The sequence below is a fragment of the Candidatus Amarolinea dominans genome (genome assembly GCF_016704685.1).
GTDB classification, from domain to species: Bacteria; Chloroflexota; Anaerolineae; order SSC4; family Amarolineaceae; genus Amarolinea; species Amarolinea dominans.
Genome location: NZ_JADIZS010000065.1, coordinates 1 through 22,152 on the forward strand (window position 1 = coordinate 1; position 22,152 = coordinate 22,152).

Below are 22,152 nucleotides of genomic sequence, written 5' to 3' on the forward strand. Positions count from 1 at the left end.
GTTCTGATTACGTTGTGATGAGAGTGATTACGAAAAACGTAATCAGTGGGGATGACTGATTACGTTTTTTTTGAGTCGGGGGCCGAGGATTGTGAACGGGGTTTGCAACTGCCGTGACTGATTACGTTGTGATGGTGAAAAACGTAATCAGTGGGGATGACTGATTACGTTTTTTTTGAGCCGGAGGCCGGGCGCGGGTTGAGCGCCGGCCGCGAGGTCGGATAGGTGTCGCACGAAACATAACTTGCCTGCCCACGAGGACAAGGTCGGTCGCAGGCTGTGGTCTGTGGGCCGGCCTTGTTGTATTAGTGGGGGTCACGGCGTCACCTGAACTGTAGACAGAACCGCGTTCGCCGGGTATAATGTGCGACTGGCCGGGGCAGACCGGTCCCCCCCTGAACCTCGTAGAAACATTTGGAGATGAAGCGCAATGGAAGCAATGCAAGAACTGCAAGAACTGCAAGAACTCGAAGAACTGGAAGAACGGGAACCAAAGAGGGCGAACCTCAGTCTCGCGCTGCTTGGGAACAATGAAATCGGCCTGCTGAGGACACTGGACACCGGTGTCGTCAGGGAATTGTGGGGCAGAACCTATAACGCCGACGGGAAACCGGACTGGTCCCATCTCTATCCGTACTATCACCCGGACATCGTTTTCCAGGATTCCATCCAGCGCATCGAAGGGATCGAAGAATTCGTCGGCCTCTGCGAACGCCTGACGCAGCGCTGTCAGAGCCTGCACATGCAGATCCTCTCCATCGCCCAGAACTCCAACATCATCCTGATGGACTGGATCATGACGATGGCTTTCACGAAGTATCCACCCAATCCCGTCTACGGCAGCACCAAGCTCACTCTGCACGAGGACGGCCGCATCATCGCACAACGCGACTATTTCGACCTGTGGGGCGCTATCCTTGACGGAATCCCGCCGCTCAAGACGCCCTATCGCCGCTTCATGCGCAGAGTCTTTGGTTGAAGGGAGAAGCCATGCCCGCCTTCAAGTTGCCGGACGAACTTGCGTTCATCACGAACCGCCGGGCCAGCCAGGGGACCACCACCGCTTCCCTGGCCGGGAAACTCTGCGTCGTCTCCGGCTCAACCTCAGGCGTAGGGCTGGCGGCCGTCAGACGCCTTGCCCGCGCCGGCGCCCACATCGTCATGCTCTGTCGGAACCCCGATAAGGCGAAGGCTGTGCAGAGAGAGCTGCTGGCACGCAGCAACGCGCCGGTCGCAATCGTCCTCGCAGATTTCAGCGATCTCGCCAGCGTCCGCGCCGCGGCCGCGGTGCTCCTGCGAGACTATCCCCGGATTGACGTGCTGATCAACTCGGCCGGGCTGTTTTCGACGACCCGAACCTTCACCGGGGGTGGTTTCGAGACGGTGTTCTGCGTGAATCACCTCGCGCCATTTCTCCTGACGCACCTTCTGCTCGAACGACTGCAGCAGAGCGCGCCTGCCCGCATCATCCAGGTGAACTCCGAAGGTCACAGGTTCGGCGGGCTGGATCTGGCTGATCTGAACTGGGCGCACAGGCGCTACAACGGCTATCGGGGCTACGGCGCGTCCAAAGTCGCGCAACTGCTGGCCACGTGGGAATTCGCCGACCGCCTGCAAGGCACGGGCGTCACCATCAATGCCATGCATCCGGGGGACGTGAGGACGAACATCGGCAACAACAACGGGCCGTTGTACCGATGGTTTCTGCATCATATCATCTGGGGCACGCTCAAGGACTCCGTCATTTCCGGCGCAGCGCTGCACTACCTCGCGGCCGCGCCCGAACTGGCGGACGTCAGCGGCCGCTTCTTTCACCTGACCATCGAAGAGAAACCGGCCGCGCCGGCCCTGGATCGGGAGATGGGCCGGCGGGTCTGGGAGGCGAGCCTGCGCTTGACCGGCCTTACGCCAGGGCCTTGAGGACCCTGTCCGCGGCCAACTTGCCGGTCAAAATCGAGATGGGCAGCCCGGCTGGGCTGTAGGTCCATTGTCCTGCCTGGTAAACGTCCGGGATCGGCGTCAGCACCGAACTGGCCACCCCCGGCAGACTGCGCACAGCCGGCATGACATCATTGGTAAATGCCCACCCCGTGATGGCGCCGTCCGAGTTGCCTGAGATCCGTTCCATCGTGAGCGGCGTGGACGTGAAGCTGTCCATGACGGCGGCCCTCAGCCCTGGATAAATGCTGGCGTCCAACACCCGGATCATGTGGTCAGCCACGAGCTGTTTGAACTCGTCATACCAGCCCAGCGCCGCGATGTGCTTGGTCAGCGAGTATTCGAAGAGCGAGCTGACGATGAGTCCGGTCTTGCCCGCGGGGGCCAGCGTGTGATCCCGCAGAACGGGGCAGGAAATCTCGTACGTAGTGTGTTCCAGGTAGCGTCTGAGCCAATCCTCGATGCGAGACCGGTCGGCGATCAGCCCGGCGGCGCTCTCTGGGCCAGCCATGCGCAGTTCGTCCAGCCTGACCTGGGAAAGACCGGCCGTTGACGGCGTGTGGAAGAAGTGCGGGCTGGCGATGCGCCCGAAGGCGCTGCTCTCCATGTCCACCGTGAGATACACGGTCAGAACCGAATCGCCGCCGACTTTCCCCACCAGGCTTTCCTTTCTGGCCCGGATGCGTTCGCCAGCCTGCCTGTCCGCTACGGATGCCGGGTTGACGATCCGGTAGAGCGCCTTCTGATCCGCGGCCCAGACCAGCTTCTTGTACTGGTAGACATTGCCCCGGTCATCCACCGCCTGGCGTCGTCCGGGGTCAAGACTCGTGATCAGGGTCTCGCGCCGAATTTCGCCGCCGTGCTCCAGCACGAAGCGCTCGAGGGCTTGGGGCAGCGTGCCGGTTCCGCCCCTGGGATAGCGGTAATCCAGGTAGAGGCTGAAATAGCTCAGGGCGAAATGTGTCGGCGTCTTCTGAAAGAAATGCTGGGCAATCATGTCAATCAACGCCTGGTTGGCCGAAAACCTGGCGAGATACTCCTCCACCGGCTCGCGGAGGCGGGCAATCTTCGGCGCGGTCAGCGCATATTTGAGCATCCACGGCAGGATCGTCCTGAACACGTAGCCCGGGTTGCGTTTCAAGTCCATGAACAACGGGTTGTCAATGCCATAGAGCACATCCATGTAGCCCATGATTTTCACAATTTCCCGCATGATGGCCGCGATGTCGTCCTTGTTGGCGGGAAAGTGCTTCTCCAGCAGCGCCTGGTACGCCGTCAGGCTGGCCTTCGACTCGATCCAGACCACATCCTCGCCGATGCCGATCGAGACGGGGCTGGGCAGGAAATCCACCTGCAAGCCCAACTGCCTCAGCATGGGCGCTACGATCCCCGAGTTCTCGATCGCCCGGATCCCGCCATCGAAGACGAAGCCTTTATACTCGAACGAATTGACCAACCCTCCGGTGTTCTTCTCTTTGTCACACAGCAGCACCTTCAGGCCTGCCCGCGCGGTGTAGGCCGCGGCCGTCAGGCCGGCCATTCCCGCTCCCACCACGATCACATCATAGGCGCTTGATTCCATACGTGTACCTACCAGTCTATAATAGTCATTATTGTAACATACAGCTCGCTTCGTGTATAATAGCCGACACTATGGCACTCGCATGCAAGATTCCATCCTGAACTATGCTGCGCTTCTTCTTCTTTGGGCAATTGCGCCTGTTCATCAACGGCGCACCGCATCCGTTTCGCGGCCTTCCGAAGACCCTGCCGCTTTGGGCCTATGTGCTCCTGCACCGAAGACAGGCGCTCAAGCGTGAGCGTCTCGCCTTCGCCTTCATCTGCCGGACATTAGCCTGACGCCGAACGGGTGGCGCCTGATCGTGCAGAAATGCCTGCCTGGTAGTACAATCGAACATCGCACCCCCGGCTGTTCATCTGCAACGGAGTTATCTATGAGCCATGGCACACCCCTGCTGATGAAAATGGCTCATGGACAGCAGCGCATTTTCAGAGGAGAACCGGATGTCAACTGCACTTTCGCTCAGCGCGCTTCTGCTCAGCGTGGCCGCAATCTTCGCCTATCAGTGGGTGACGTTCGCCCCCTGGGCCGGCCTGGGCCTGCTCTATCGCATCAAACGGGTGCAACTCCTGGTTGCTGCTGTCGCCTGGACCTGCGCGCTGACCGCCTACGCCCTCCACCCCAGCAGCGGACAGGGGGTCGTCCTGCTGCTCACAGCGGCGCTGACGCCCCTCTCCGGCTTCAACAACGCCGCGCGCATCCTGGTGGCGCTCGACCGGCCGCGCCATGCCGCGGCCGCTGAAGCCGGCCTGGCAGATCGAGCGGCTGTCCTGGGCGCGGTGATCGCCGGCCGCCCCGTGGCCTGGAGCCTGGAGACGCTGGCGCCGCATCACCTGGTCAATGACCAGGTCGCCGGCGCGCCTGTGCTGGCCGCCTGGTGAGCGGCCTGTCGCAGCGGCATCGTGTATGCCGCCAACATCGCCGGCCAGCCGCTGACCTTCGAGACGGCCGCGGTCTGGCGTCGCAACATGATCATGCGCGACCGTGAGACCGGCGCCCTGTGGCAGCATGCCACGGGCGAGGCCCTGATCGGCCCCCTGGCCGGCGCAAAACTGGAATGGCTGGGCGGAGAGCAAATGACCTGGGCCGCCTGGCGCACCGAACATCCTGACACGGTAGTGGCGCTTGAGCCGGCGGAGTGGAGCGGGCGTGCGCCGCGTGCCCTGGTGATGCGCGTGTTAGAATTTGCCACCGCCCATGCCGCCGCGCTGCCGGGCCTCAGCGCGAACGACCGACGCCTGCCCATGCACGCGCCGGTGATTGGCGTCAGCCTGGCCGGCGAGGCGCGCGCTTATCCCCTGGCAACCTTGCGCCAGGCCGGCGTCATCAACGACAGCCTGGGCGGCGTCAACCTGCGCCTGACCTACGATCCGACCGGAGATCGTGTGCAAGCCTGGCGCCTGGCCGCGGCGCAGTCAGAAGAAGAAACAGCCGGCGCCCCAGAGCCGCTGCCGGTGCAGCGCACCTGGTGGAAAGGGTGGTTCGAGTTTCACCCGGCCACAGGAGTCTACCAATGATCCGGCCCCTTGTACGGAGCCTACCTGATCACTGACAGGCGAGCATTGACGAAGAATCGCCACCCTCCGTCAGCCAGACCGGGCAGAGGGGTGGGATCACGCTGCACCATAAAGCTGAACCAATCGCCCAAATCGAGATTTGCTGCTCGTAACAGGGTTGGGCCAATCTCCGGACGCGGTAGGCGCAGCAGTACGTCAACGTCTTTGGTAGTGCGAGCGCGCTGCCCCAGTCGTAGTTGCAGGGCGAGGCCACCCTTCAGTAGCCAGCCGTCTGGCTGCACAGCTAACAGGCGGGCCAGGAAGCGGTCAAAAGCAATTAGCTTGCGCAGGCGCACCAATGATAGCGATCCTTCGGTGCTTTGCTTGAGAAGGCGCGCTTCGAGCGCACGGCGAAAAGCATAACCGGTTTGGTAATTCATGGTTGAGCGTCCTCCGTTAGCGCACGCTGCAGCATTCGAACCAGGCGTTTACTTCGCGGCCTCGCCTCAGCCAGCAGTTCGGCCGGAGTAGTCAGACCAGCGCGCATCGCCTCGCGCGCCGCCTGTATCACAAACTCATCAGAAAGCCCGGCCACGGCAACATCTGCGATGGTGCGCGGTATGGTCGTCACGGGCAGCCCCTCATAGTGGGTAATGTCGTCCGGGCCGATTTGATTGGTGTGAAGGCGAAGGCCACGATGCCGTCGCGAGGTAGTTGGCGGGACCGTCAGGTGAATCGCCTCCGGCAGCACATCTGAGAGTTCGTATAGAAGCAAGGCACTCTCGTGAGAGATGACCGAGCGGGAGCCGACCGTCAACCAGGCAATCACGAGATCTTCGTGGCGCGAGTGCGGGAACTGCGTAAGTCGGTAGACGCCAGGACGGATGCGCTGCACGCGACTAACGTTGGCGAAGTACGCCAGCCGGCGGCGGTCCACACCCGCTGCTTCGGCCTGCGCCGTCGTGAAGTAACCGGCCTGCTCTTCGCCGATCTCATAGAGCCTGGTGAAATGATTGATCGTCTTCATACGGAGACCCATGTGCAAAATGTCTTCATAATACGGACATTATGCACATCATACTACGAACTACTACGTTGGGCAAGTTAGTTGGGCTGCGCGAGCGCAATCTGAATGACTCGAAGCACGAACAAGAAAATGCACCTCGGAGTAGAGTTCCACCTACCAATCGTCTTCCATGCCGCCGCCCATGATCAGTATCTCCTGGCCGTCTTCTGTACGCACACGGCGAGCGACGGTCTGCTCGAAGTACGAGATCTCTTCGGGGCGCTGTCCTGTCTGGGCGAGCGTATCGAAATCACTTTCGCTGAATGGGGGCGTTTCGGGGCCGTCGGGGAGGGGTAACACATAGCGGATAAAACTGGCGCGGTTTGCGATCAGGTCAAGCGGCAGTCGAATGTTGCTGCCCTGGTTACATGTCAACGCTCGCAGGACGAGTCGTTTGGCCTCAACCGGACCAATACGCGTCATCGGCATCCCGTCCCTCTCCCAGAACTCCACGTATTTCTGCAAAGCCATGAACGGAGTTTCACGCGGGAAGTGGGTAATGTCTTTGAGCGCGCCGTCCCAGGGTGGGTTGTAATCCAACAAGAAACTCATTCCCTGAACCTGGGTGCGCTGCATGTCGCGATACCAGAAAATGATGATGACCACCTGCGAGCGGTTGCCATGAAAAAAGGCATCGAAAAAGGCGTCCGGCTCCTGTGTCTGGGGCTGTATGGCAGGAGTTTCGCCCACTGCTTGCAGCCATGCCGCAGCCCGCTCGCGTTCGGCGCCGGCCAGGGAGTTCCGCGCGACCGCCTCACGCAGCGCGGGCAGATGTCCCCGGCTGCGCAGCCAGGCCGGGATGAGATGATCGAGCCGTGTCTGCGCCTGAACCGGCGCGACCTGGTAAGCCTTGAGCAGCGTAGCAATCAGATTGACGGACGAGACGCCCTTGCTCAGCGCGTCAAGTTCACCTTGCAGAGCCGCGTCGTCTCCCTGTGGCCAGGCCGGATCGCCCCACAAAGCGTTGAGGCGTTAGGGAAGCAGCGCAGGGCGGCAGATTGAGCATCCCCCGCATCTTCTTACTGTGCTTTGTGTCGTGACGACTCATGGATCGCTCCTTACAGGTTGCGCCAACTGAACTCGCATGATCTCTCTTTATCCTTTACCTGCGCCGAATTATAGCGAGCATTGCGGCTCTCAGCAAGGCAGAACGATGCCGCCGGGCGGGGTGGTCAGCATCTCTTCGTGACCTGGCCCTAGCTTTTTTGAGGGCATACTCTCGCGATTACACCTCAGTCGCTTGGTCCGTTGTTCTCGCCCTATACACGCCGGGGCTGACCTGCTCGAACATCTGAAGGCATAGATCGCAGCGCATGACATATCAGGCGCTCATCGGCTTCCAGTAACGGATACCGTTCCATCACCATCTTGATAATGACGCTGTTATGTAGCTCTCGTCCGTGCGCGGCAAGCTCGTGCTGAATGGCGCTGCTAATTGCCATACATCGCTTTTGGTAGGCAATAAGCGGCTGAATTTCCTCCCATATTTCCTGTCGTTCAGTCCGGCATCTTCGCAAGCGACATTTTGTCGCTGCGTTTATCCTCAAAGAAGAATGAGCAGTCTTCGCAATCAAAACTCGTGTGATCGAGGCACGCTGGATAGTCATACCGGTGATCTCAACATCATCAACGAAGTGGACGACGTCTCTCACCGACAATAACCTGAAAATCGTGATCCATTGGACGATGAACCAATGAAAAATCTCGGCTCTTGCGTATGTGCATACTCCATTCTCCGACGGTTCCAAGTGTCTATGCTTATGTCTCCACGTCCGATATGGCGAGGCACGCTATGTGGGCTCTGATTGATCAGGAATCGAGATTATCGGCATCTATCTGTGCCAGGTATGCTTGCACATCGTGACTTCTATTTCATCTCCAGGACACCCGCTAACTGCACTCTTGTAGAACGTGATTGCAGTAAAGCATCAAGCGTCGCGGGTCAACGCCGTACTGGCCGCAATATGGTGGATAATCTCACGCAAGCCCGCATGAAATGGAAACGTCCCGTTGGGTGCGGGTCTTATCCTGAACTGAGACAACAAATCCTGCAAGAATTCAAAGCTTCGTCGGGGGTGAGAACGTCAAGATTCAGAGTCTGTAGTTCTGCTCGACTCAGCAGTTCCTCATTCAGCATGAACTTGATGTTATTCCGATGGCCGAACGAGAAGGTCAGGATGATCTCGGTTCCCAGTTGGATTGGCATTGAAAAAGGCATGCATGGCAGCGTTGATGTCATTGCGCACAGCCGGCTTGAGCGCGCCTAATCGCTGGTACTCATCGAGCAAAATAACGAGCTTTGCTGGTTTGCCGGGCTTGTAGGCGGCAAGCTGCGTCAAAGTCGTTAGTGCTTGAATGGCGTCCTCGGCGGTCTTGATGCGATAGGTCACGTTCAACGTGCGCAGATCGCGTGCTCCCAGGCCAGGTTGAGCAGTCAACCACTGGCGTGCAGCCATAACCCGCTCGCTGTCGCCGCTACGTATCGCCAGTAAGGCATTCACGACGCCAGAGTCCTGGTGAACATTGGGTGCTGCGCAACGCCGCCAGGCGAACCGCCAACCCTGAGGAGCTGTTCCCCCAGGTACTCAAAGGGCAGCTCGGTGGCAATAAGCGATATGTGTCCAGGAAACCGACCGGCTTACTGGGCAAAGACAACGTAGACGGGAATCAAGGCGAAGGCGGTCTTGCTGCACAAGTAACGAAGGTGCATCAGTGTATGCGTCTTGCCCATACCAAAATTCGCCCATACGAAGCGCAGCCCTGATCGAGGAGCCATCTGCATCTTGCTGAGCAGTTGATCAATCTGCAGTTTGGTGCGACGGCGTCCGGCCCAGATTCTTGCAAATTCAGGATCGGGCACGGTTTGGAAGGAGCCAGGCCCGCAGGTTGAGTTCCTCAACATCATCGGTCCTCCATCGTATCCGGCAGGCCCAGCCTGCGCCAGGCTTCGACCATGAACCGCTCGGCCGCGCGATCGAGGTGCGGGCCAGAAGTGAGGCCTGCTGAATCTGCCGCGCAGATCGCGCAGGTATTTGCTGTAATCAGCCACGGCGCGTGAGACCTCGATCGGCTTTTCCGGCAGGCGCGCGACCGGCTGGCCGTTGGCCTGCGCGTACAGGACGTAACGCCTCGAATTTGTTGGCGGCTTTCAAGATTTCGCCGTCGGCAGTGGACAGTTCTTCGCCGCCGAAGAAGTAGCGCGATGCCGTAGCGGCTTGCCGGGCAGGCGGATCTCGAAAAACGCCGCGCTGTGCTGCCGGCGAGGAAGGCATCGGGGCGCCGCAGCCGTCGGGCAGCAGGTCGGCCAGGACCCCCTTCGGCGACACGGGCCGCGGCCTTTTGGGGCCGCGCCCGGCGTGCTTAGCCGCGCTGCCGGCCCAGGCCGGCGCGTTCGCCCACCAGCGTGAGCAAGCCATCGTAGATGGCCCGGCAACCAACGGTCAGGGTCGAGGCCCGGCGCAAGACCGATGCGTCGAGCTGGCGCCGGTCGGGCTTGCCAATCTCCTCGCGTACCAGGCCGATGGGTCGCGCCAGCAGCGGCTTGAACGCCGCCTGGATCTGGGCGCGCTGTTGCGCATCAAACTTGCGGACATCAGGGACGCGCAGACCAACGGCGGCGTCCTCTACAGTCCAATTCCAGCGCCATCACCCAAGCTGACGCGACCTGCCAACTCAGTCATGAAGGCTGTGAGACTGCAATTCATCACTGCCGCGACAAGCGCGTCCTCCACCCCTGCGACCGGAGAGAAAGTAGAGACGTTTGTCGGCGATCAACGGCTTCGCTGTACTTGTGAAGGTGGCGTTCGCCGTATGCGCTGGCAAAGAGTTGGGCCGGCGGCCCCGATACTCAGGCAACATTGCCAACCGGGCTTGCGCCCCTTAACCTCGGCGCCGTGCGGCCAGGTTTGTCCCGTTTGCGCGCCCGAAGCGAACACCCGCTGTTCGCCCCACTCGATGTAGCGCAGGGCGTTGAGCTTGCCGACCGCCCGCAATTCGTCTTTGGTCAGGCGGCAGACGAACACCTTGAGCTTGAGCTCGCCCTCGTCCACGGGGATGCGGTCGGAGTCGCCGGGCGACTTCAGCAGGGGAAACAGGAACTCCGGCTCGATGCCCCATTCGGCGGCTTTGGCGCTATCGAAGTGGAAGAACTCGTTGATGCCAGTTTTGCTGCCAAAGGTAGGCGGCGCCACATCCTTGAGCAGTGCCAGCGCCTCGCCCGCCTGCGCCAACAGTTCCGAAGTAGACCTGGGGGCCGCGCAGGTAGACACCCCACTTGGCGGTCTGACCCGCGGCCTCCACCTGCGCCTGCAGCGCGCCCTGCCGCACCGCGCACCCGAAAATCGGCATCCTCGCAGGCGAAGGGCTGTTCAGGTGTGCCCGTAGCGCCATCCTCGCCCACGGCTTTGATCCGAGTCACCAGCCTGTCCAGCCCCAGCCAGCGGTTCATGGCGTCCAACCGCATGTCCCACGGGATCAGCTCAGCCAACGGCTTCTTGATCTTGACGAAGCGCGCCGGGTGGGCGTCCCGTTCGGCGCCGAGTCACAGCGTTCGAGGATGGTCACGATGGTGTTGACCGCGGCCTGGGTGAACCAGGGGTTCGCAGCGGCTTTCAGGATCGCCACGATCTTGAAGTGATCAGGAAGAAGCGCTGCAGGGCATAGCCGTAGCCCACGTCGAGCCAGGCGTTGGAGGTGACGATGCCCATGCGGCCGCCCGGTTTCAAGAACGCCGCGGTGTGCCAGAAGAGAGATACGTACAGATCGGCGAAGGCCGAGATCATCGGCTGCGCCTTCTCGATGAAGGGCGTGACATCAGTCCTTGCTCCAGCGCCAGCCGGAACTCCCTGTCGTCGGCCTGCGCCGCAAAGGTGAACCTTCCGGCCAGGCTTGCAGCACTCGTCGGCCAGCCGCCGGGCGATGCGCTTCAGGTAGCCCCTTTCGCGCTCCTCGATGCGGGCCGCGCCGATGTAGGGAAGTTGCCCACGATGACGTCGAACTGGGGGATCGGTTCATCAATCTCCTGGAGTGCTGGTCTGGTCTGGCAACGGCCTTCAGCGGCGGGAACTTGTAGCAGCCGCCCGGCACGACGCTGAAGAAATCGTCGTTCAAGATGCGCGGGAAGTTGCCGGGCATTCCCACCTGTTGGCGGAACAGGTTGATGGTCGCCAGCTCGGCGGGGAAGGCGCGATGTCCGCCCCAGGGTTGCGCCAACTGGCGGCTGTGATCGTGCAGGCCCAGGGCTGTGCGCTTGCGGTCGTAGCTGCGGATCAGGAAGGTGCCGGTGCCGCACGTCGCGTCCAGCACCACATCGTCCGGCTGACGGATGCAAAACGCCGCGGTCAGATCCACCAGCGGCTCCGGGGTGAAGAACTGACCCAACGCGTGGCGGTCTTCCGGCGGGATCAACCGCTCGAAGACCGCGCCCACCACGTCTTGCGGCAGGTGGGCAAAATCACGCGTGTTCAAGTCGCCGACCAGGGCCGCCAGCTCCCAGCCGGCCGCCGCGGGATGGGGCAAGCGATCCACCACGTCCCTCGCGGAAGACTGCGTGGTAGTCAATCTTGTGCGCTTCGGCAAAGCAGGCATTCAGTTTGGGCAAGACCTGGCTCGTATCCAGGCCCTCCAGCTTCATCTCCGGCAGCCCGGCGATGACGCGGCGCAAGCTCTGGTAAAAGATGATCTTGCCAAGCAGCCGGTAAGATCGCCTGTCGCGTAACCGCTTCGGCAAAATCCGGCGAGCGCAGGTCGGCGGGGATGCCCTGTGGGCAGCCCACCCTTCGATCTCCTGGGCAAAACGGGGATCCATGCCGAGCCTGGTTTGCAACGCCTGTTTGACCGCCGGCTTCAGGATGTCAACGGCGTGCGTCAATCGTCCAACGAAAAGTCGGCGTCAGGGATCACCAAATCGAGATGGCCGTCGCTGTGCAGCGTGGCAAGATCAACAGCCACTCGCAGGGCCAGATCGGTCAAGACAGCCCGCTCCAGGGGAGACAGCGCATCGTCCGCATGCGAGAGGATGAGATGTTCGGTCGGATAAGCGCGCAGCACCTCCAGCGCATCTCCATCACGCCGGGGTGTACGGATCAACAGCGTCTCACGCTGGCTGGTCAACACCAGGTAGGCCGCGCGGCGGGCGCGCGCTCGTCGCGCCAGGTATCCGACGAAGCCCTGCCGATTTGGGGTGAGGTTCGGAGAGGTGATGCCGATCAACGCCAGCGGCGTTGCTTCACAACAACGGTGAAGCGCGTGCTGGATTGCCAACCTCGGCCGGGTTGGGGCAGCGAAAGGTTCATCCGTCCTCAGGGGCGGCGCCTGTGGGATGGCTCTCTGGAAGATAGCCAGGACTTCGTCGTTCCGGTCAACCATTTCGCTCATTAGGCAGGCTCGCTGGGACCACGAAACGGGCGTGGGCCAATACCCCCATGCGATCCACAGTGAAGCGTACCTCGTAGGGATGATCTTTTTGGTAGGCGATGATCGCTTTGCGCGCGACCTCCGGCTCGATGATCAGGCCGTGATCCAGCAACCCTTCGATGCCCGCCACCAGCGCCAGTTCCTCGATGGGCGCATAGCCGCCGGGACTCTTGATGGCCTTCGAAGCACGCTGCAAGTACGGCACGATCTCTTCCGACGCCGAAATCGGCTGCGCCGGGATCGCCCACGCTGCGGCCGCTGGTGAAGAAAAGCGGTTCGCCGGGAAAGTCGCCGATGGCCTGGCTGGTCTCCGTGTTTGCCAACGCTTCGGCCCAGGTTCGCCCGCGTCACAAAATCGTATTCATATTTAAGGGTTCGGGCTTGCAGAAAGGCCGATGTCGACATATGGCTCGAGTCGAACACGCAGAAGCGTTCTCTCGTGCCGTTCACGCCGTGTATTTGTCCGCCTGGCGACGCCTGCCTAGCTATGCTATCAGCGGATTTCTCCAGAACGACAAGCCGATCGCGTTATCGACCGGCAGGAGGCGGGTGCGATGGCGGGCCACAATGCTGCGATAGATCTCGGTAGCGGGTTCCCGGCATCGCGATCGGAGAAAGTTTGGTTCGGAGCCGCTATTGCAGTTGGTTCCAGAGAGGACGAGCACCCCTCGCCGTCGTTCTCGAGTAATGCATACAGAAAGAGGATCTTGCCTGACGGTGATTGAGCGCAAAGGGATTCGCTTCTGGGAAAACTCCTGGAAGAAGCCCGCAACTCAGCCTCGGGGTGAAGTAAAGCAGTGAAAGGCCCGAGTATTTGCCGGATAGGTTCCCTCGCGAATCAAGCCGAGGTTCACGCCCAAAGGCGGATACTTCCGCCAGTCGCTCGCGTACCAACTTCCCGACACCCGACGGCAACCGGGCATCTGCAAGATAGAGGTCTGCAGCTCCATCGCAACAACCGGCGGCTCGCCGCCATTCTTCAGCCATGTATCCGCTTGCTGCTTGATCGTCGCGTGCGCGTTATCAAACAGACGCACCTTGATGTAGGTCCCAGGCGCTCGTCCAGCGGCATTCGCACCTTGCGCGTTACGGCATCAGCAAGTCGTGTCCCAAGTTATCCAGGTTGGAAGTGCTGGTCGTGGTGGCGCGTTTGACCAGGCGCTTGAGATAACCCAGGCGCTGCATGGGCCAGGTGATGCGATCCAACGCGAAGCTCAGGCACGGCTAGAAGCCTCCATGCACACTGGCGCGGGCGGATGTCAGCAGCACGGCGCGGTCGGCCTCGGTGTTCGACACCAGCGCCTGACCTACGTCCAGGCTGCGCAAAGAGGTCATCAATTCCAGCGTGCGGCCGGCGTGGACGACTTCCTGTGGCAGGTTCGATTCATGTTCTTGCCGCACGTAATCAATGTCCCCCTGCACGGTCAGCTTGTGGGCGATCAACGTGTCCACCTGGGCCAGGATGCGGCTGTCCAACGGGTGGGCTGCTGCGTCGCCACCATGAAGGAGAGGCCGTAGTTGCGACCCTCGCGCACGTAGCGGGTCAGGATTCTCGCCGGCGGCAGTGCGCCGTTCCGAAGCCAGGACGTTCTGCGCCTCATCCAGCGCCACCAGAAGTGCGCGGCACCGCACCGGCCAGAGTAGCCGCGCAACCGTTCCCGTTCCTCGGCGCTGAGATCGCTGCGAATCGCCAGGTGCTTCTCCGTCTCTGAACGCCATGCGCTCGTCCATCAGCGCCGAATCACGGCGCTCAGGATGACCAGCCGCAGCGGGCCGGACATGCGGTTCATCACCAGCACGTTCATCCGGCCTGGGGTCAGCAGCTCGGTGAGCGGCGTTCCCGCATCCTCGAAGAGCGGGTTCCGCTGAAACGTCGCCAACTGCTGGAGCACCGCCCGGCGGGTCTCAGGCTGGTAACTCTCCTTCATCTCGCTGTCATCTTTAACGCACTGGATCAGATCGAGCAGCGAATAGACCGGTTTGGCCGGGAAGAACCTGGACTCAGTATGCGCCAGCCTTCAGAGCGTCACCTTGATGAAGGCGTCGTTCAACAGTTGGCCCATGCGATCCTGGTAAATATCCAGGTTGAACAGATAGCCCCAATCATCCGCGCTGAAGTCGGACGTGCGCACCGCGAAGTCTCGATGGCTGGCCGGCGTCTCTTCCCCGCGTGCCGCCAGGGACCCACACCTGCACATCGTCGAGCGCCTCGGGCTTCAGGTTCCAGCCACGCCAGACTGCGCGCTGGCTGCGCAACACCGCGCTGTCGATCCCTCGCCGAGCGAGATATCTGTCCACTGGAAGATGCCGAGCGTATCGAGCAACAATACGGCGGTGTCGCGCCACGGAACCGATGCTGGTTTCGGCTTCTCGCGTGCAGTAACTTTCCAGCATCGCCCATCGTGTAAGACTTACCTGAGCCACGCTTGCCGAAGATAGAGACGACATGCGTGCCGTATCGAAGCGCGCATCCACGGGCGCGCCGGTTTCTACCAGACGGCCCAAGTGAAACCAGCCGGTCTCCTGTTCTTCCAGGGCCGCCCAGGATGGCGACGTTTCGAGAAGTGGCGCGGCTTGACGGTAAACTTTTTCACGGTTACTCTCAGGCGAAGACAAACTGAGCGACGGCATTGACGGTGGCGTCGTCAATCAACAGTTTTCCTTCATCCCAGGCCTGGATGGCGCACTCGTTGATCGCATTGATGATGTAACGGCGGTGCCCGCGGAAATATCTTAATGTAGCATAGTCGGCCGGTGTCTCGAGCGCGCTGGTCTCGAATGGGAAGATACCCACCTCGGTATTCGTAAGGTTTTTGTTGGCGATCTTAGCCAGGCACTCGCTTCCGAGGTCAGGTTGCGCAGCAACTCCTTGATGAACTTCTTGACATCGGCTACGGCAGGAAGCGGAGGAATATCAATGTAGTTACTCGATCCGGCGCGGCCCACGATATCGCCGCGCCGCAAGATCGGAGGCGCGTCATCCAATACGTCCGCTTTGGAACCGATCAGAAAGCCGACGCTGGCATTGGCCAGCTCGGCCAATCGGCACTGAAATATGTACTGGTGGATAGACTCGGCCGCATCACCCGGTTTGACGTTCTGCAATTCCTCCAACTCGTCAATCAGGAAGATTAGCTTCTCGCCGACTCTGCCAGCAAGATTTCAGACCGCTACAATCGCTTCTACCAGGTCTTCAGCCCCAATTTCGCCCAAGTTGCGCGTTAACCGAGACCGCTCAACTCGTTTGTCTTGAGCACCTGACCGGTGAGCCACCGCCAGGCGACAAATGGGGATTCACCGGTCGCACGAAGCTCCTTCAGGGCCGGAAAATGTTCGAATCGTTGTTCGCCAATTCCAGGAGAGCCGTGTCGAAGTCCTTAGCCTCATCGAAAGAGCTTGCGCACCCAAACAGCCACCGTGTCCTTGCCCAGCGCTTCCATCAGTTGCATGTGCAGATGCGCCGCGTTGGAGTTGCCGCGCATCTCGATGGTCACATACAAGGTGCGTGGCGCGCCCTTCGCGGAGTTGGGCGGTTGGGTCTTCAGGTAGTATTCAAGGAAATAGAGGGTCTGCGTCTTGCCCGACCCGTAAGGTCCCACAAACCATCAGCTTCCGGGATGCCGGGCGCAATAAAGGCGCAGCGGATCTGCTTCTGCAGGCGCTCCTTGATATCGTTGCGGCCGGAAATAATACTGTGCGTCTTCTGGATTCACCTGTGGATCAATGGTGAAATTCTGGCGATTGTTCAGGCAGAACCATTTGGCGAAGTCTTCCATCTTTCTGTCCTCACTTTCTTTCCTCTCCCTATCGAGAGGCTTGAATGGGCTTGGCGCGCTCGCTCTTGGTGCGCAAGGCATGGGCGCTCCAGTCGTACAGTTCCTGACCAGTTCCTTGCCGTGACCGCGGGCCGGGATCATCATGCCAAGCTCAGGTTGTAGCGCAGGCCGCTGGAAATCCAGGTTTCCGACCCAAAAGCGCGAAACTCTCCTCTTCTTCCCGGTGCCAGCAAATATACAGCTTTGCATGGACATCGGCATTATACCTGATTTCCACGTAAGGACTCATTTGAGCAGATCATACCCGCCTGCTGGTAAGCCTCTCACGCGGCGGTCGGGTCACGATGTAGGTGCGCGTGCGGTCGGCATTGACCCGCTTCCAGAACCGTCCTTCAGTTCGTACATCTCTCCGGCCAGATCGCTGATGAACGGGCTTACGATCACTATGACGTGAGGAGGCGTGGGATTCACCAGGTATCGCCGCAGGAAGTGCTCCACGGTGCGTTCGGTCAGGATTTGCGCATAGGGTGAGCCTGCCCTGCCGACCAGCGCTGGCCGTTGTTCCTGCGCCAACAACTCAAACTCCACAAGTCGCCGGAACCAAAGGGTTCCCCAGGATCAACTCGCGAATTTCCGCCAGGGTCATCTCTCGCTTATCGGCGCCGTGGCGACAGACAAAATCCGTGCTGTGGTCGCGGGCCATCATGTGTGGGCGCTGTTCGCTTGGCGGCACGCGAATCACGATGATCCCCTGGTTGAACCCGATCTCGTAAGACACCACCTCCAGGCCGGGGATACGCTCCTGGATGCCGTCAGGCAAGCCTGGTTGATCGCTTGAACCCTGGTCTTCGGGTCATCAATGGGTGACAAAGCCGCCGCTCGGCTGGCATAATCCTCGCGAATGCCCCATCACCAGGTAGCCGCCTTCGGCATTAGCAAGCGCAGTGACATCGCGCAGCATCTGCCGAATGTCCGAAGCCTTACCGCTGTAGGCGCTCTCTTTGTATTCGAGATGGGGGCCTTCAGAATATGATTGTCCGATCGGTAACTGGAAGTCGCAGCGAGCGATAGATCGTGTAGACTGCGACCCCGAAGATCATGACTTGTCCGTGGGATGAGTGTTGGTTTTTCGGCCCCGACAATTCAAGTTTAGCACAAGAGGGGAATACGCAACCAACCGGCGTCCCCCTCCTCGCCCCTACTCATGAAATAATCCGCCAGGCGCTGGCACCCACTGCCGTGCGCAGTCCAGGCAGGTCTTGACGTTTTCCACCGACAGCCCCCAGCGCCTCGACTAGTCGTCATCCAGAACCTACCACTTTCTGCCTCTGCTTGTCTGACCCTATTATAACACAACGCCCGCCCGTAACTACTCAAGCATCCCTACTCCCGACTACGGCCGCCGAATGAATTCCGGGCCGCACGAGCGTGGCGCCGACCCATTGACACTGAACCCCCGATTGCTGTGCAATAGGGATAATGGTGCACGAGTGCCCCGATGTTGCGGGACCACAGGGCGTGTTCTCCCCCACACCGGAGGTGGGCCTACCTGGCCCTGCTTTCGGCGTACGCTGATCACGGACACCGTGCCGGAGACCGGGGCGCCTGGTATGATGCGGCGGCAAAAGCGCGCTGTGACCTGTCCCCGGCTTACGTCCCCGAGGGTCGTGTGTGATGATCACAGTCAGATCATGCGGCTCTTGCCCCGGTCTTCCTCCTCTGGATGTGACCGAGGTTCTCCCTCTTTGTCGTTGTGTTCGCCGTGCGCCGTGGCCGTGGTTCCCTGGGCGACAACGCCTTCGGCTCCCAAAGCGGCGCTGCTGTGCTTCCTCGTGTTGATCCTGGCGGCCCTGGGCCTGGGACAAGTCCTGATCGCGGACCGCCAGCGCCGGCTACGCTGGAGCGCCGGATGGCGCCACCCCCCTCTACTCTGGCCCGTGTGGCCTTCGGCCTCCGCGCTCGTGCTCGCCACGCTCCAGTCAACCAACCTTCTGGTCAGCCTGCGGGGTTCTTACGAGCGCCAGCAGGCGCTCTGCTGACCCAGCTCGCCTATCCACTCTGCTCCTGCGACCGTACCGCTCCTGCACACCGCCAGCAGATGGCGCGCCTGTAGGAAGCCTGAGTGGGCCGACCGGTGGCCGGTCGTAGCCTACGACCTGCTCCAGGCCCTGGGCGTTGTTCCCCTGGGCTGGCAGACCGGCTTCGACCTCGCCTGTGCTTTCAACCCTGGGGCGCGCCAATTTTCTTGGCTCCCAACTTGTCCTGATGGCGCCCTTGACCGGGGGGCTGCTGCTTGGATCAACCGCCGGCAGCCTTCTCGCCCTGCTGCTGCTTGGCGAATTGACCTGCCTCGCGCTGACGCTGGCGCGCGGCGACTGGATCGGCCTGGCCGCGGCCCTCTTGACACCTAGCGCTGGCCTGGGCCTGGCACACCGGCCAGCGCCGGCTCATGCGATGCCCTCGGAACAACACTCCTGCTCCTCGCCCCACTCGTCCTGCTCAATCTGCCCCAGCGCCCCCTCGGCTCGCTGGCTGACCTTCCCGGCCTGGCCACCGCCTCGCCAGCAGACGATACCGCGCGCCGACTCGGGCGCAGCCCGCCTGACCATCTGGCGGGCGACCTTGCACACTGCTGCAGGCCCGCCCCTGGCTCGGTTACGGGCCGGACACCATGCGCACGACCTTTGCCGCGGTCTATCCACCGCAACTGGTCTAATACCGGGGCCGGCAGACGGTGGTGGACCGTGCCCACCGCAACCTGTGGCTCGACCTGGGAAGGCGCGGGGCTGCTGGGCATTTTTGACGTTTACCGCGGTGCTGGCAACCTTCATCCCGCATGGCCTGGCATCGCCGCGCGGCGTGCGATCGCTGGACGGCCACCGCCTGGACTGCCGCTGCTGGCCGCGGTGACCGGGCACCTGGGTGGATCTTAGAGGTGAGCTTCGACTTGTCCCCGCGACCGCTGCCACCCTTCCGGCTGATGCTGGCGCTGGCCCCGCGGCCCTGGGCCGGCCGGGTGGTCTACCGGCGACGGCTAAGCCCGTCAGCCAGGGTAATCAACCCGGCGCCGCGCGACCGGTCCGGTGGCTACCTGCTGGGCGGTATCGCCCTGGCCTGAGCATTCCCTAACCGTGCAGCCTGTGCTGGCCGATCTGGCTCACTGGCGAGCGCAGCGAGTCGCCGCCAACCGCTGACCGCCCACACTCGAGGCGGCCTGAACGGGCAGTGCGGCTCAATCCGGCCGAGCCAACCAACCGCCCTGACATTAGCGGCCCGTCGCCGTGCAGCGGGGCGGCTGGAGCGCGGGCGAGGCCGCCGCGCGGCAGGCCGTGGCGTTGGCGCCTGACGGCGCGGTCGTCTGGGCTACGCTGGGCGACCTGGAGGCGCGCTGGGGCGCGCTGGATTCCAACCTTGGCGTCGCTGAGCAGGCCTACCAGGAGGCCAGCGGGCGCGCGCCCGCGATGCGCGGCCTACCACACCGCGCCGGGCTGATCTGTGGTGCAGCAAGGGCGGTTGGCAGCCGGCACGACTACCCTGCGGCGCGCGATTGATCTGGATGCCACCGATGGCGTGGCTACGCCTACCTGGGTGATGCCTGGCTGGCCCAGGCGCGAATGATATTCAGAGCCTGGCCGCGTATGACCAGGCAATCCGTTGGCTGCCACTCTGAGCCGGGCCTATGTGGGCCTGGCCCGTTATTATGAACAGCTCGGGAATGTAGGGGCCGCCGCGGCGATGTGAAACGTGCGCGACAACAGCTCGCCGAAGACGGTCCGCCGAAGCTCATGAGAACGCACGCTTCGTTGATGGTCGTATTGATCGTCGTCTTGCTGGCCGCAGGCTGGGCGGTGCCGGGGTCGCTTTTCCGATCCATTGATCCCAGGAGCGGTTGTGGCCGGCAAATTCAACTACCAGGGACGTCTGACAGAAGCCCCAGCGGTTTGCCCCTGGATGGGGTCTTCCCCGGCGCTTCCAGGTCTACGATGACACCGCGGTGGGGTTCTGCGTTGGGACGGCGGCGTGGTGAATGTCACTGTGGTCTGCGGCCTGTTCAACGTCGGTCTGGGCGTTAATCCGACCGGCTTTAACGGCACGGCCTTGTGGCTGAGGCTGTACGTGAACGGCGAATGGCTCTCCCGCAGGCAGGAACTGGCGCCGGTGCCTTCCGCGTTGAGCCTGCGGCGGGCGCGCAGATTCGCGGCAGGCCGACCGCCTGGTCAGGCTGGGTACTCAATGTCACCATGGACGGCGCCTATCCGCAAGCCGGCGCGGTAGACCGGCATTAGCTGTACGGCGGGTCGGCCGTGCGATGAGTCATCCGGCGGCCTGGGGGCAACATGGCTACACCCAGGATGGATACGCAGTGTACGGTCGGGACACGGGAACCAGCCAGGCGCGTGGATACGGCGGGTACTTCGCCAACGACAACGGCGTCGGTGTGTACGGCTGGCGCTGACCGTCCTTTATTACAGCAACACCCAGGCGCCCACGGCATCTACGGCCCAACAACCTCAACGGCGTCGGCGTCTATGGCGTGGGCGAGACCACGCACGAAGAGATAGCGGGGAGAGCGTTGACGGCCAGGGATTGCATGGCGTGTGAGCACGAACGACGCCGGCGATAACTGTGGGTATAGTACCAACGACATCGGCGTCTGGCCGCACGGGCGACCGCTTCAGGCGCTGGTACCGGCGTCTGTAAGCGGCCGGCGCCGGCGACTATGGGATCCACGGTTATCAGGCAGCGCCAGTTCTGGGCTGGGCGGTTTCGGCGAGACCCAGGGCACAGGAGCAGGCGCCACTCCAGTGGCTCGAGCAGTGGGAGATGGCACGTGGGGCTACAGCGCGAATGGCAATGGTTTGGCCCAGCATGACGGCCGCACGCCGACCCAAGCAACTACAGGCTGTACACCTGTAACCTCTACTCGCTGAACATCCACTCCTTTGGCGCAGCCATGCAGGTCGTACAGAACGGCGATCAAGGCTCCCTTGAGCAAAGGGAGATATCGTCGCCATCGCCGGCCTGGGATTCGCCGGTGGACGGCGTGCCGCTGCTGCGTGGCCCAAAGCCAGCAAGACCAGCAACACCGGCCGTGATCGGCGTGGTCTATTCCACGTGCGCGGCGGCCTGGCTGGCCGGACCGGCCGCGTTGGATCCCGACAAGGGCGACCAGTCGGGCCGAACCCGATTCCGCCCACGGGGCCGGGCCAGTTGCGGCGGGGTTCTCTGTTGATCGTCGTGCGCGGCCCGTGCCTGGTCAGAGCAGGCGCGGCGGAAACCCCGGTTCAGGTCGGGGATGCGGTAGCCAGCAACAACCTGGCCGGCCACATAACGCGCGCAGCGCGGAATCACGGTGGATGGAGTGCAGCTCGCCATCCCAGGCACGGTCTTCGCCAAGGCCCTGGCGCCCCTGGCCGCGGGTCAAAAACTGGTGGCGGCTTACGTCACGTTGCAGTAGGAGGAGATCATGACGACTCAACGTTCGATGGTGGTCATGGTCGCTGTGCTGCTCGTCGTGAGCAACTCTGCGCTGATGGGTCAAGCCCAGGCCTCGACCACCTATGACCTGACCTGGCACGTGATAGGTGGGGGTGATTACGCCGATCAGCTCGGCGAGTTATCAGGTCGGCACGACGTCCGGCCAGGGTGCGGCCAGCCCGCCGGCCGCCGCGCAGCGCCGCTACGTCGTGAGCAACGGCTATTGGCGCTGCGCCGTGGCGGATGATGTCAACGACAATGGCGTCGTTGACATGGACGACATTCAGGCCGTCGCCAGTGCCTGGGGTGACATCCCACGCCTGGTTACGCCGATCGCGATGGCGATGGGGATGGATGTCGTGGACATTCAACTCGTCTGCGCATTGGGGAGAGGTGTGCTAG

The 22,152-nt window shown here is 61.9% G+C and carries 33 protein-coding genes; 11 read left to right on the forward strand and 22 right to left on the reverse strand.

Going from position 1 to position 22,152, the window contains the following annotated elements:
• Positions 1-430: 430 nt before the first annotated feature.
• Both IPF85_RS24185 and IPF85_RS24190 read left to right on the forward strand, forming a co-directional pair.
• The gene (locus tag IPF85_RS24185) at positions 431-979 is read left to right on the forward strand and encodes a nuclear transport factor 2 family protein (protein ID WP_343410610.1); all 549 of its coding nucleotides are present in this window, start codon (positions 431-433) and stop codon (positions 977-979) included.
• An 11-nt stretch (positions 980-990) separates the two neighbouring features.
• Complete coding sequence (locus IPF85_RS24190; RefSeq protein ID WP_343410611.1) at positions 991-1,920, forward strand: SDR family NAD(P)-dependent oxidoreductase; 930 nt, start codon at positions 991-993, stop codon at positions 1,918-1,920.
• Here the strand turns inward: IPF85_RS24190 and IPF85_RS24195 are convergent.
• Positions 1,904-3,520, reverse strand: a complete 1,617-nt coding sequence (locus tag IPF85_RS24195; RefSeq protein WP_343410612.1) for an NAD(P)/FAD-dependent oxidoreductase — start codon at positions 3,518-3,520, stop codon at positions 1,904-1,906. The genes IPF85_RS24190 and IPF85_RS24195 overlap by 17 nt on opposite strands.
• Positions 3,521-3,624: 104 nt before the next feature.
• Between IPF85_RS24195 and IPF85_RS24200 the strand changes: the two genes are divergently transcribed.
• From IPF85_RS24200 to IPF85_RS24210, 3 genes are all read left to right on the forward strand, one after another.
• The gene (locus IPF85_RS24200; protein ID WP_343410613.1) at positions 3,625-3,798 is read left to right on the forward strand and encodes a hypothetical protein; all 174 of its coding nucleotides are present in this window, start codon (positions 3,625-3,627) and stop codon (positions 3,796-3,798) included.
• Between the two features lie 165 nt (positions 3,799-3,963).
• Positions 3,964-4,401, forward strand: a complete 438-nt coding sequence (locus IPF85_RS24205) for a hypothetical protein (protein WP_343410614.1) — start codon at positions 3,964-3,966, stop codon at positions 4,399-4,401.
• A gap of 18 nt (positions 4,402-4,419) precedes the next feature.
• Positions 4,420-5,037, forward strand: coding sequence for a DUF3179 domain-containing (seleno)protein (locus IPF85_RS24210; protein WP_343410642.1), 618 nt, complete (start codon positions 4,420-4,422; stop codon positions 5,035-5,037).
• A 20-nt stretch (positions 5,038-5,057) separates the two neighbouring features.
• Here the strand turns inward: IPF85_RS24210 and IPF85_RS24215 are convergent, their stop codons facing one another.
• From IPF85_RS24215 to IPF85_RS24305, 19 genes are all read right to left on the reverse strand, one after another.
• The gene (locus IPF85_RS24215; protein WP_343410615.1) at positions 5,058-5,456 is read right to left on the reverse strand and encodes a nucleotidyl transferase AbiEii/AbiGii toxin family protein; all 399 of its coding nucleotides are present in this window, start codon (positions 5,454-5,456) and stop codon (positions 5,058-5,060) included.
• Positions 5,453-6,043 (reverse strand): type IV toxin-antitoxin system AbiEi family antitoxin domain-containing protein, encoded by a 591-nt coding sequence (locus IPF85_RS24220; RefSeq protein WP_343410616.1) that lies wholly within the window; start codon positions 6,041-6,043, stop codon positions 5,453-5,455. Before IPF85_RS24220 ends, IPF85_RS24215 begins: the two co-directional genes overlap by 4 nt.
• 153 nt (positions 6,044-6,196) lie before the next feature.
• Positions 6,197-7,042 carry a hypothetical protein gene (locus IPF85_RS24225; protein WP_343410617.1) on the reverse strand — a complete coding sequence of 282 codons (846 nt, stop codon included), beginning with the start codon at positions 7,040-7,042 and terminating at the stop codon, positions 6,197-6,199.
• Between the two features lie 1,187 nt (positions 7,043-8,229).
• Positions 8,230-8,583, reverse strand: a complete 354-nt coding sequence (locus tag IPF85_RS24230; protein ID WP_343410618.1) for a hypothetical protein — start codon at positions 8,581-8,583, stop codon at positions 8,230-8,232.
• A gap of 137 nt (positions 8,584-8,720) precedes the next feature.
• A complete protein-coding gene (locus IPF85_RS24235) occupies positions 8,721-8,987 on the reverse strand; it encodes a hypothetical protein (RefSeq protein ID WP_343410619.1) in 267 nt (88 codons plus the stop codon).
• An 865-nt stretch (positions 8,988-9,852) separates the two neighbouring features.
• On the reverse strand, positions 9,853-10,311 hold the full coding sequence (locus tag IPF85_RS24240) for a hypothetical protein (protein ID WP_343410620.1): 459 nt from the start codon (positions 10,309-10,311) through the stop codon (positions 9,853-9,855).
• 381 nt (positions 10,312-10,692) lie between these two features.
• Positions 10,693-10,863: a hypothetical protein gene (locus tag IPF85_RS24245; RefSeq protein ID WP_343410621.1), complete on the reverse strand. Its 171-nt coding sequence runs from the start codon at positions 10,861-10,863 to the stop codon at positions 10,693-10,695.
• A gap of 31 nt (positions 10,864-10,894) precedes the next feature.
• Complete coding sequence (locus IPF85_RS24250) at positions 10,895-11,608, reverse strand: N-6 DNA methylase (protein ID WP_343410622.1); 714 nt, start codon at positions 11,606-11,608, stop codon at positions 10,895-10,897.
• Positions 11,535-11,951 (reverse strand): hypothetical protein, encoded by a 417-nt coding sequence (locus IPF85_RS24255; RefSeq protein ID WP_343410623.1) that lies wholly within the window; start codon positions 11,949-11,951, stop codon positions 11,535-11,537. The genes IPF85_RS24250 and IPF85_RS24255 overlap by 74 nt, the downstream gene beginning before the upstream one ends.
• Positions 11,948-12,457: a hypothetical protein gene (locus IPF85_RS24260; protein ID WP_343410624.1), complete on the reverse strand. Its 510-nt coding sequence runs from the start codon at positions 12,455-12,457 to the stop codon at positions 11,948-11,950. The genes IPF85_RS24255 and IPF85_RS24260 overlap by 4 nt, the downstream gene beginning before the upstream one ends.
• Complete coding sequence (locus IPF85_RS24265; protein ID WP_343410625.1) at positions 12,441-12,701, reverse strand: hypothetical protein; 261 nt, start codon at positions 12,699-12,701, stop codon at positions 12,441-12,443. The genes IPF85_RS24260 and IPF85_RS24265 overlap by 17 nt, the downstream gene beginning before the upstream one ends.
• Before the next feature lie 1,019 nt (positions 12,702-13,720).
• On the reverse strand, positions 13,721-13,972 hold the full coding sequence (locus tag IPF85_RS24270; protein ID WP_343410626.1) for a hypothetical protein: 252 nt from the start codon (positions 13,970-13,972) through the stop codon (positions 13,721-13,723).
• Positions 13,973-14,226: 254 nt separating this feature from the next.
• Positions 14,227-14,424, reverse strand: a complete 198-nt coding sequence (locus IPF85_RS24275) for a hypothetical protein (RefSeq protein WP_343410627.1) — start codon at positions 14,422-14,424, stop codon at positions 14,227-14,229.
• A gap of 90 nt (positions 14,425-14,514) precedes the next feature.
• The gene (locus IPF85_RS24280) at positions 14,515-14,694 is read right to left on the reverse strand and encodes a hypothetical protein (protein WP_343410628.1); all 180 of its coding nucleotides are present in this window, start codon (positions 14,692-14,694) and stop codon (positions 14,515-14,517) included.
• A gap of 404 nt (positions 14,695-15,098) precedes the next feature.
• Positions 15,099-15,290, reverse strand: a complete 192-nt coding sequence (locus IPF85_RS24285; RefSeq protein ID WP_343410629.1) for a hypothetical protein — start codon at positions 15,288-15,290, stop codon at positions 15,099-15,101.
• A gap of 589 nt (positions 15,291-15,879) precedes the next feature.
• A complete protein-coding gene (locus tag IPF85_RS24290) occupies positions 15,880-16,095 on the reverse strand; it encodes a hypothetical protein (protein ID WP_343410630.1) in 216 nt (71 codons plus the stop codon).
• A 6-nt stretch (positions 16,096-16,101) separates the two neighbouring features.
• Positions 16,102-16,272: a hypothetical protein gene (locus IPF85_RS24295; RefSeq protein WP_343410631.1), complete on the reverse strand. Its 171-nt coding sequence runs from the start codon at positions 16,270-16,272 to the stop codon at positions 16,102-16,104.
• A gap of 339 nt (positions 16,273-16,611) precedes the next feature.
• The gene (locus tag IPF85_RS24300) at positions 16,612-16,848 is read right to left on the reverse strand and encodes a hypothetical protein (protein WP_343410632.1); all 237 of its coding nucleotides are present in this window, start codon (positions 16,846-16,848) and stop codon (positions 16,612-16,614) included.
• A gap of 1 nt (position 16,849) precedes the next feature.
• Positions 16,850-17,092: a hypothetical protein gene (locus tag IPF85_RS24305; RefSeq protein WP_343410633.1), complete on the reverse strand. Its 243-nt coding sequence runs from the start codon at positions 17,090-17,092 to the stop codon at positions 16,850-16,852.
• A gap of 955 nt (positions 17,093-18,047) precedes the next feature.
• Between IPF85_RS24305 and IPF85_RS24310 the strand changes: the two genes are divergently transcribed.
• On the forward strand, positions 18,048-18,311 hold the full coding sequence (locus IPF85_RS24310) for a hypothetical protein (protein ID WP_343410634.1): 264 nt from the start codon (positions 18,048-18,050) through the stop codon (positions 18,309-18,311).
• Positions 18,312-18,570: 259 nt separating this feature from the next.
• Here the strand turns inward: IPF85_RS24310 and IPF85_RS24315 are convergent, their stop codons facing one another.
• A complete protein-coding gene (locus tag IPF85_RS24315; protein WP_343410635.1) occupies positions 18,571-18,723 on the reverse strand; it encodes a hypothetical protein in 153 nt (50 codons plus the stop codon).
• 293 nt (positions 18,724-19,016) lie between these two features.
• Between IPF85_RS24315 and IPF85_RS24320 the strand changes: the two genes are divergently transcribed.
• The 4 genes from IPF85_RS24320 (at position 19,017) to IPF85_RS24335 (ending at position 20,728) form a co-directional block, all read left to right on the forward strand.
• Positions 19,017-19,205, forward strand: coding sequence for a hypothetical protein (locus IPF85_RS24320; protein WP_343410636.1), 189 nt, complete (start codon positions 19,017-19,019; stop codon positions 19,203-19,205).
• A gap of 2 nt (positions 19,206-19,207) precedes the next feature.
• Positions 19,208-19,390 carry a hypothetical protein gene (locus tag IPF85_RS24325; RefSeq protein ID WP_343410637.1) on the forward strand — a complete coding sequence of 61 codons (183 nt, stop codon included), beginning with the start codon at positions 19,208-19,210 and terminating at the stop codon, positions 19,388-19,390.
• A 163-nt stretch (positions 19,391-19,553) separates the two neighbouring features.
• Positions 19,554-19,823: a hypothetical protein gene (locus IPF85_RS24330; protein WP_343410638.1), complete on the forward strand. Its 270-nt coding sequence runs from the start codon at positions 19,554-19,556 to the stop codon at positions 19,821-19,823.
• 758 nt (positions 19,824-20,581) lie between these two features.
• Entirely contained in the window at positions 20,582-20,728 is a 147-nt protein-coding gene (locus IPF85_RS24335; RefSeq protein ID WP_343410639.1) for a hypothetical protein, read from the forward strand.
• 650 nt (positions 20,729-21,378) lie between these two features.
• Here the strand turns inward: IPF85_RS24335 and IPF85_RS24340 are convergent.
• Positions 21,379-21,648 carry a hypothetical protein gene (locus IPF85_RS24340; RefSeq protein WP_343410640.1) on the reverse strand — a complete coding sequence of 90 codons (270 nt, stop codon included), beginning with the start codon at positions 21,646-21,648 and terminating at the stop codon, positions 21,379-21,381.
• Positions 21,649-21,739: 91 nt separating this feature from the next.
• Here IPF85_RS24340 and IPF85_RS24345 point away from each other — a divergent pair, with 91 nt between their 5' ends.
• Positions 21,740-21,997, forward strand: coding sequence for a hypothetical protein (locus IPF85_RS24345; RefSeq protein WP_343410641.1), 258 nt, complete (start codon positions 21,740-21,742; stop codon positions 21,995-21,997).
• Positions 21,998-22,152 lie beyond the last annotated feature (155 nt).

What these genes read in the sequence shown, in the direction of transcription:
- IPF85_RS24190 (WP_343410611.1), top strand. Translation starts at nt 991, where the DNA reads ATGCCCGCCTTCAAGTTGCCGGACGAACTTGCGTTCATCACGAACCGC.
- IPF85_RS24295 (WP_343410631.1), bottom strand. Translation starts at nt 16,272, where the DNA reads ATGGAAGACTTCGCCAAATGGTTCTGCCTGAACAATCGCCAGAATTTC.
- IPF85_RS24185 (WP_343410610.1), top strand. Translation starts at nt 431, where the DNA reads ATGGAAGCAATGCAAGAACTGCAAGAACTGCAAGAACTCGAAGAACTG.
- IPF85_RS24220 (WP_343410616.1), bottom strand. Translation starts at nt 6,043, where the DNA reads ATGAAGACGATCAATCATTTCACCAGGCTCTATGAGATCGGCGAAGAG.
- IPF85_RS24260 (WP_343410624.1), bottom strand. Translation starts at nt 12,457, where the DNA reads ATGAGCGAAATGGTTGACCGGAACGACGAAGTCCTGGCTATCTTCCAG.
- IPF85_RS24275 (WP_343410627.1), bottom strand. Translation starts at nt 14,424, where the DNA reads ATGAAGGAGAGTTACCAGCCTGAGACCCGCCGGGCGGTGCTCCAGCAG.
- IPF85_RS24200 (WP_343410613.1), top strand. Translation starts at nt 3,625, where the DNA reads ATGCTGCGCTTCTTCTTCTTTGGGCAATTGCGCCTGTTCATCAACGGC.
- IPF85_RS24235 (WP_343410619.1), bottom strand. Translation starts at nt 8,987, where the DNA reads ATGATGTTGAGGAACTCAACCTGCGGGCCTGGCTCCTTCCAAACCGTG.
- IPF85_RS24335 (WP_343410639.1), top strand. Translation starts at nt 20,582, where the DNA reads ATGAGTCATCCGGCGGCCTGGGGGCAACATGGCTACACCCAGGATGGA.
- IPF85_RS24215 (WP_343410615.1), bottom strand. Translation starts at nt 5,456, where the DNA reads ATGAATTACCAAACCGGTTATGCTTTTCGCCGTGCGCTCGAAGCGCGC.
- IPF85_RS24345 (WP_343410641.1), top strand. Translation starts at nt 21,740, where the DNA reads ATGACGACTCAACGTTCGATGGTGGTCATGGTCGCTGTGCTGCTCGTC.
- IPF85_RS24245 (WP_343410621.1), bottom strand. Translation starts at nt 10,863, where the DNA reads ATGATCTCGGCCTTCGCCGATCTGTACGTATCTCTCTTCTGGCACACC.
- IPF85_RS24315 (WP_343410635.1), bottom strand. Translation starts at nt 18,723, where the DNA reads ATGAGCCGGCGCTGGCCGGTGTGCCAGGCCCAGGCCAGCGCTAGGTGT.
- IPF85_RS24340 (WP_343410640.1), bottom strand. Translation starts at nt 21,648, where the DNA reads ATGGCGAGCTGCACTCCATCCACCGTGATTCCGCGCTGCGCGCGTTAT.
- IPF85_RS24195 (WP_343410612.1), bottom strand. Translation starts at nt 3,520, where the DNA reads ATGGAATCAAGCGCCTATGATGTGATCGTGGTGGGAGCGGGAATGGCC.
- IPF85_RS24280 (WP_343410628.1), bottom strand. Translation starts at nt 14,694, where the DNA reads ATGTGCAGGTGTGGGTCCCTGGCGGCACGCGGGGAAGAGACGCCGGCC.
- IPF85_RS24205 (WP_343410614.1), top strand. Translation starts at nt 3,964, where the DNA reads ATGTCAACTGCACTTTCGCTCAGCGCGCTTCTGCTCAGCGTGGCCGCA.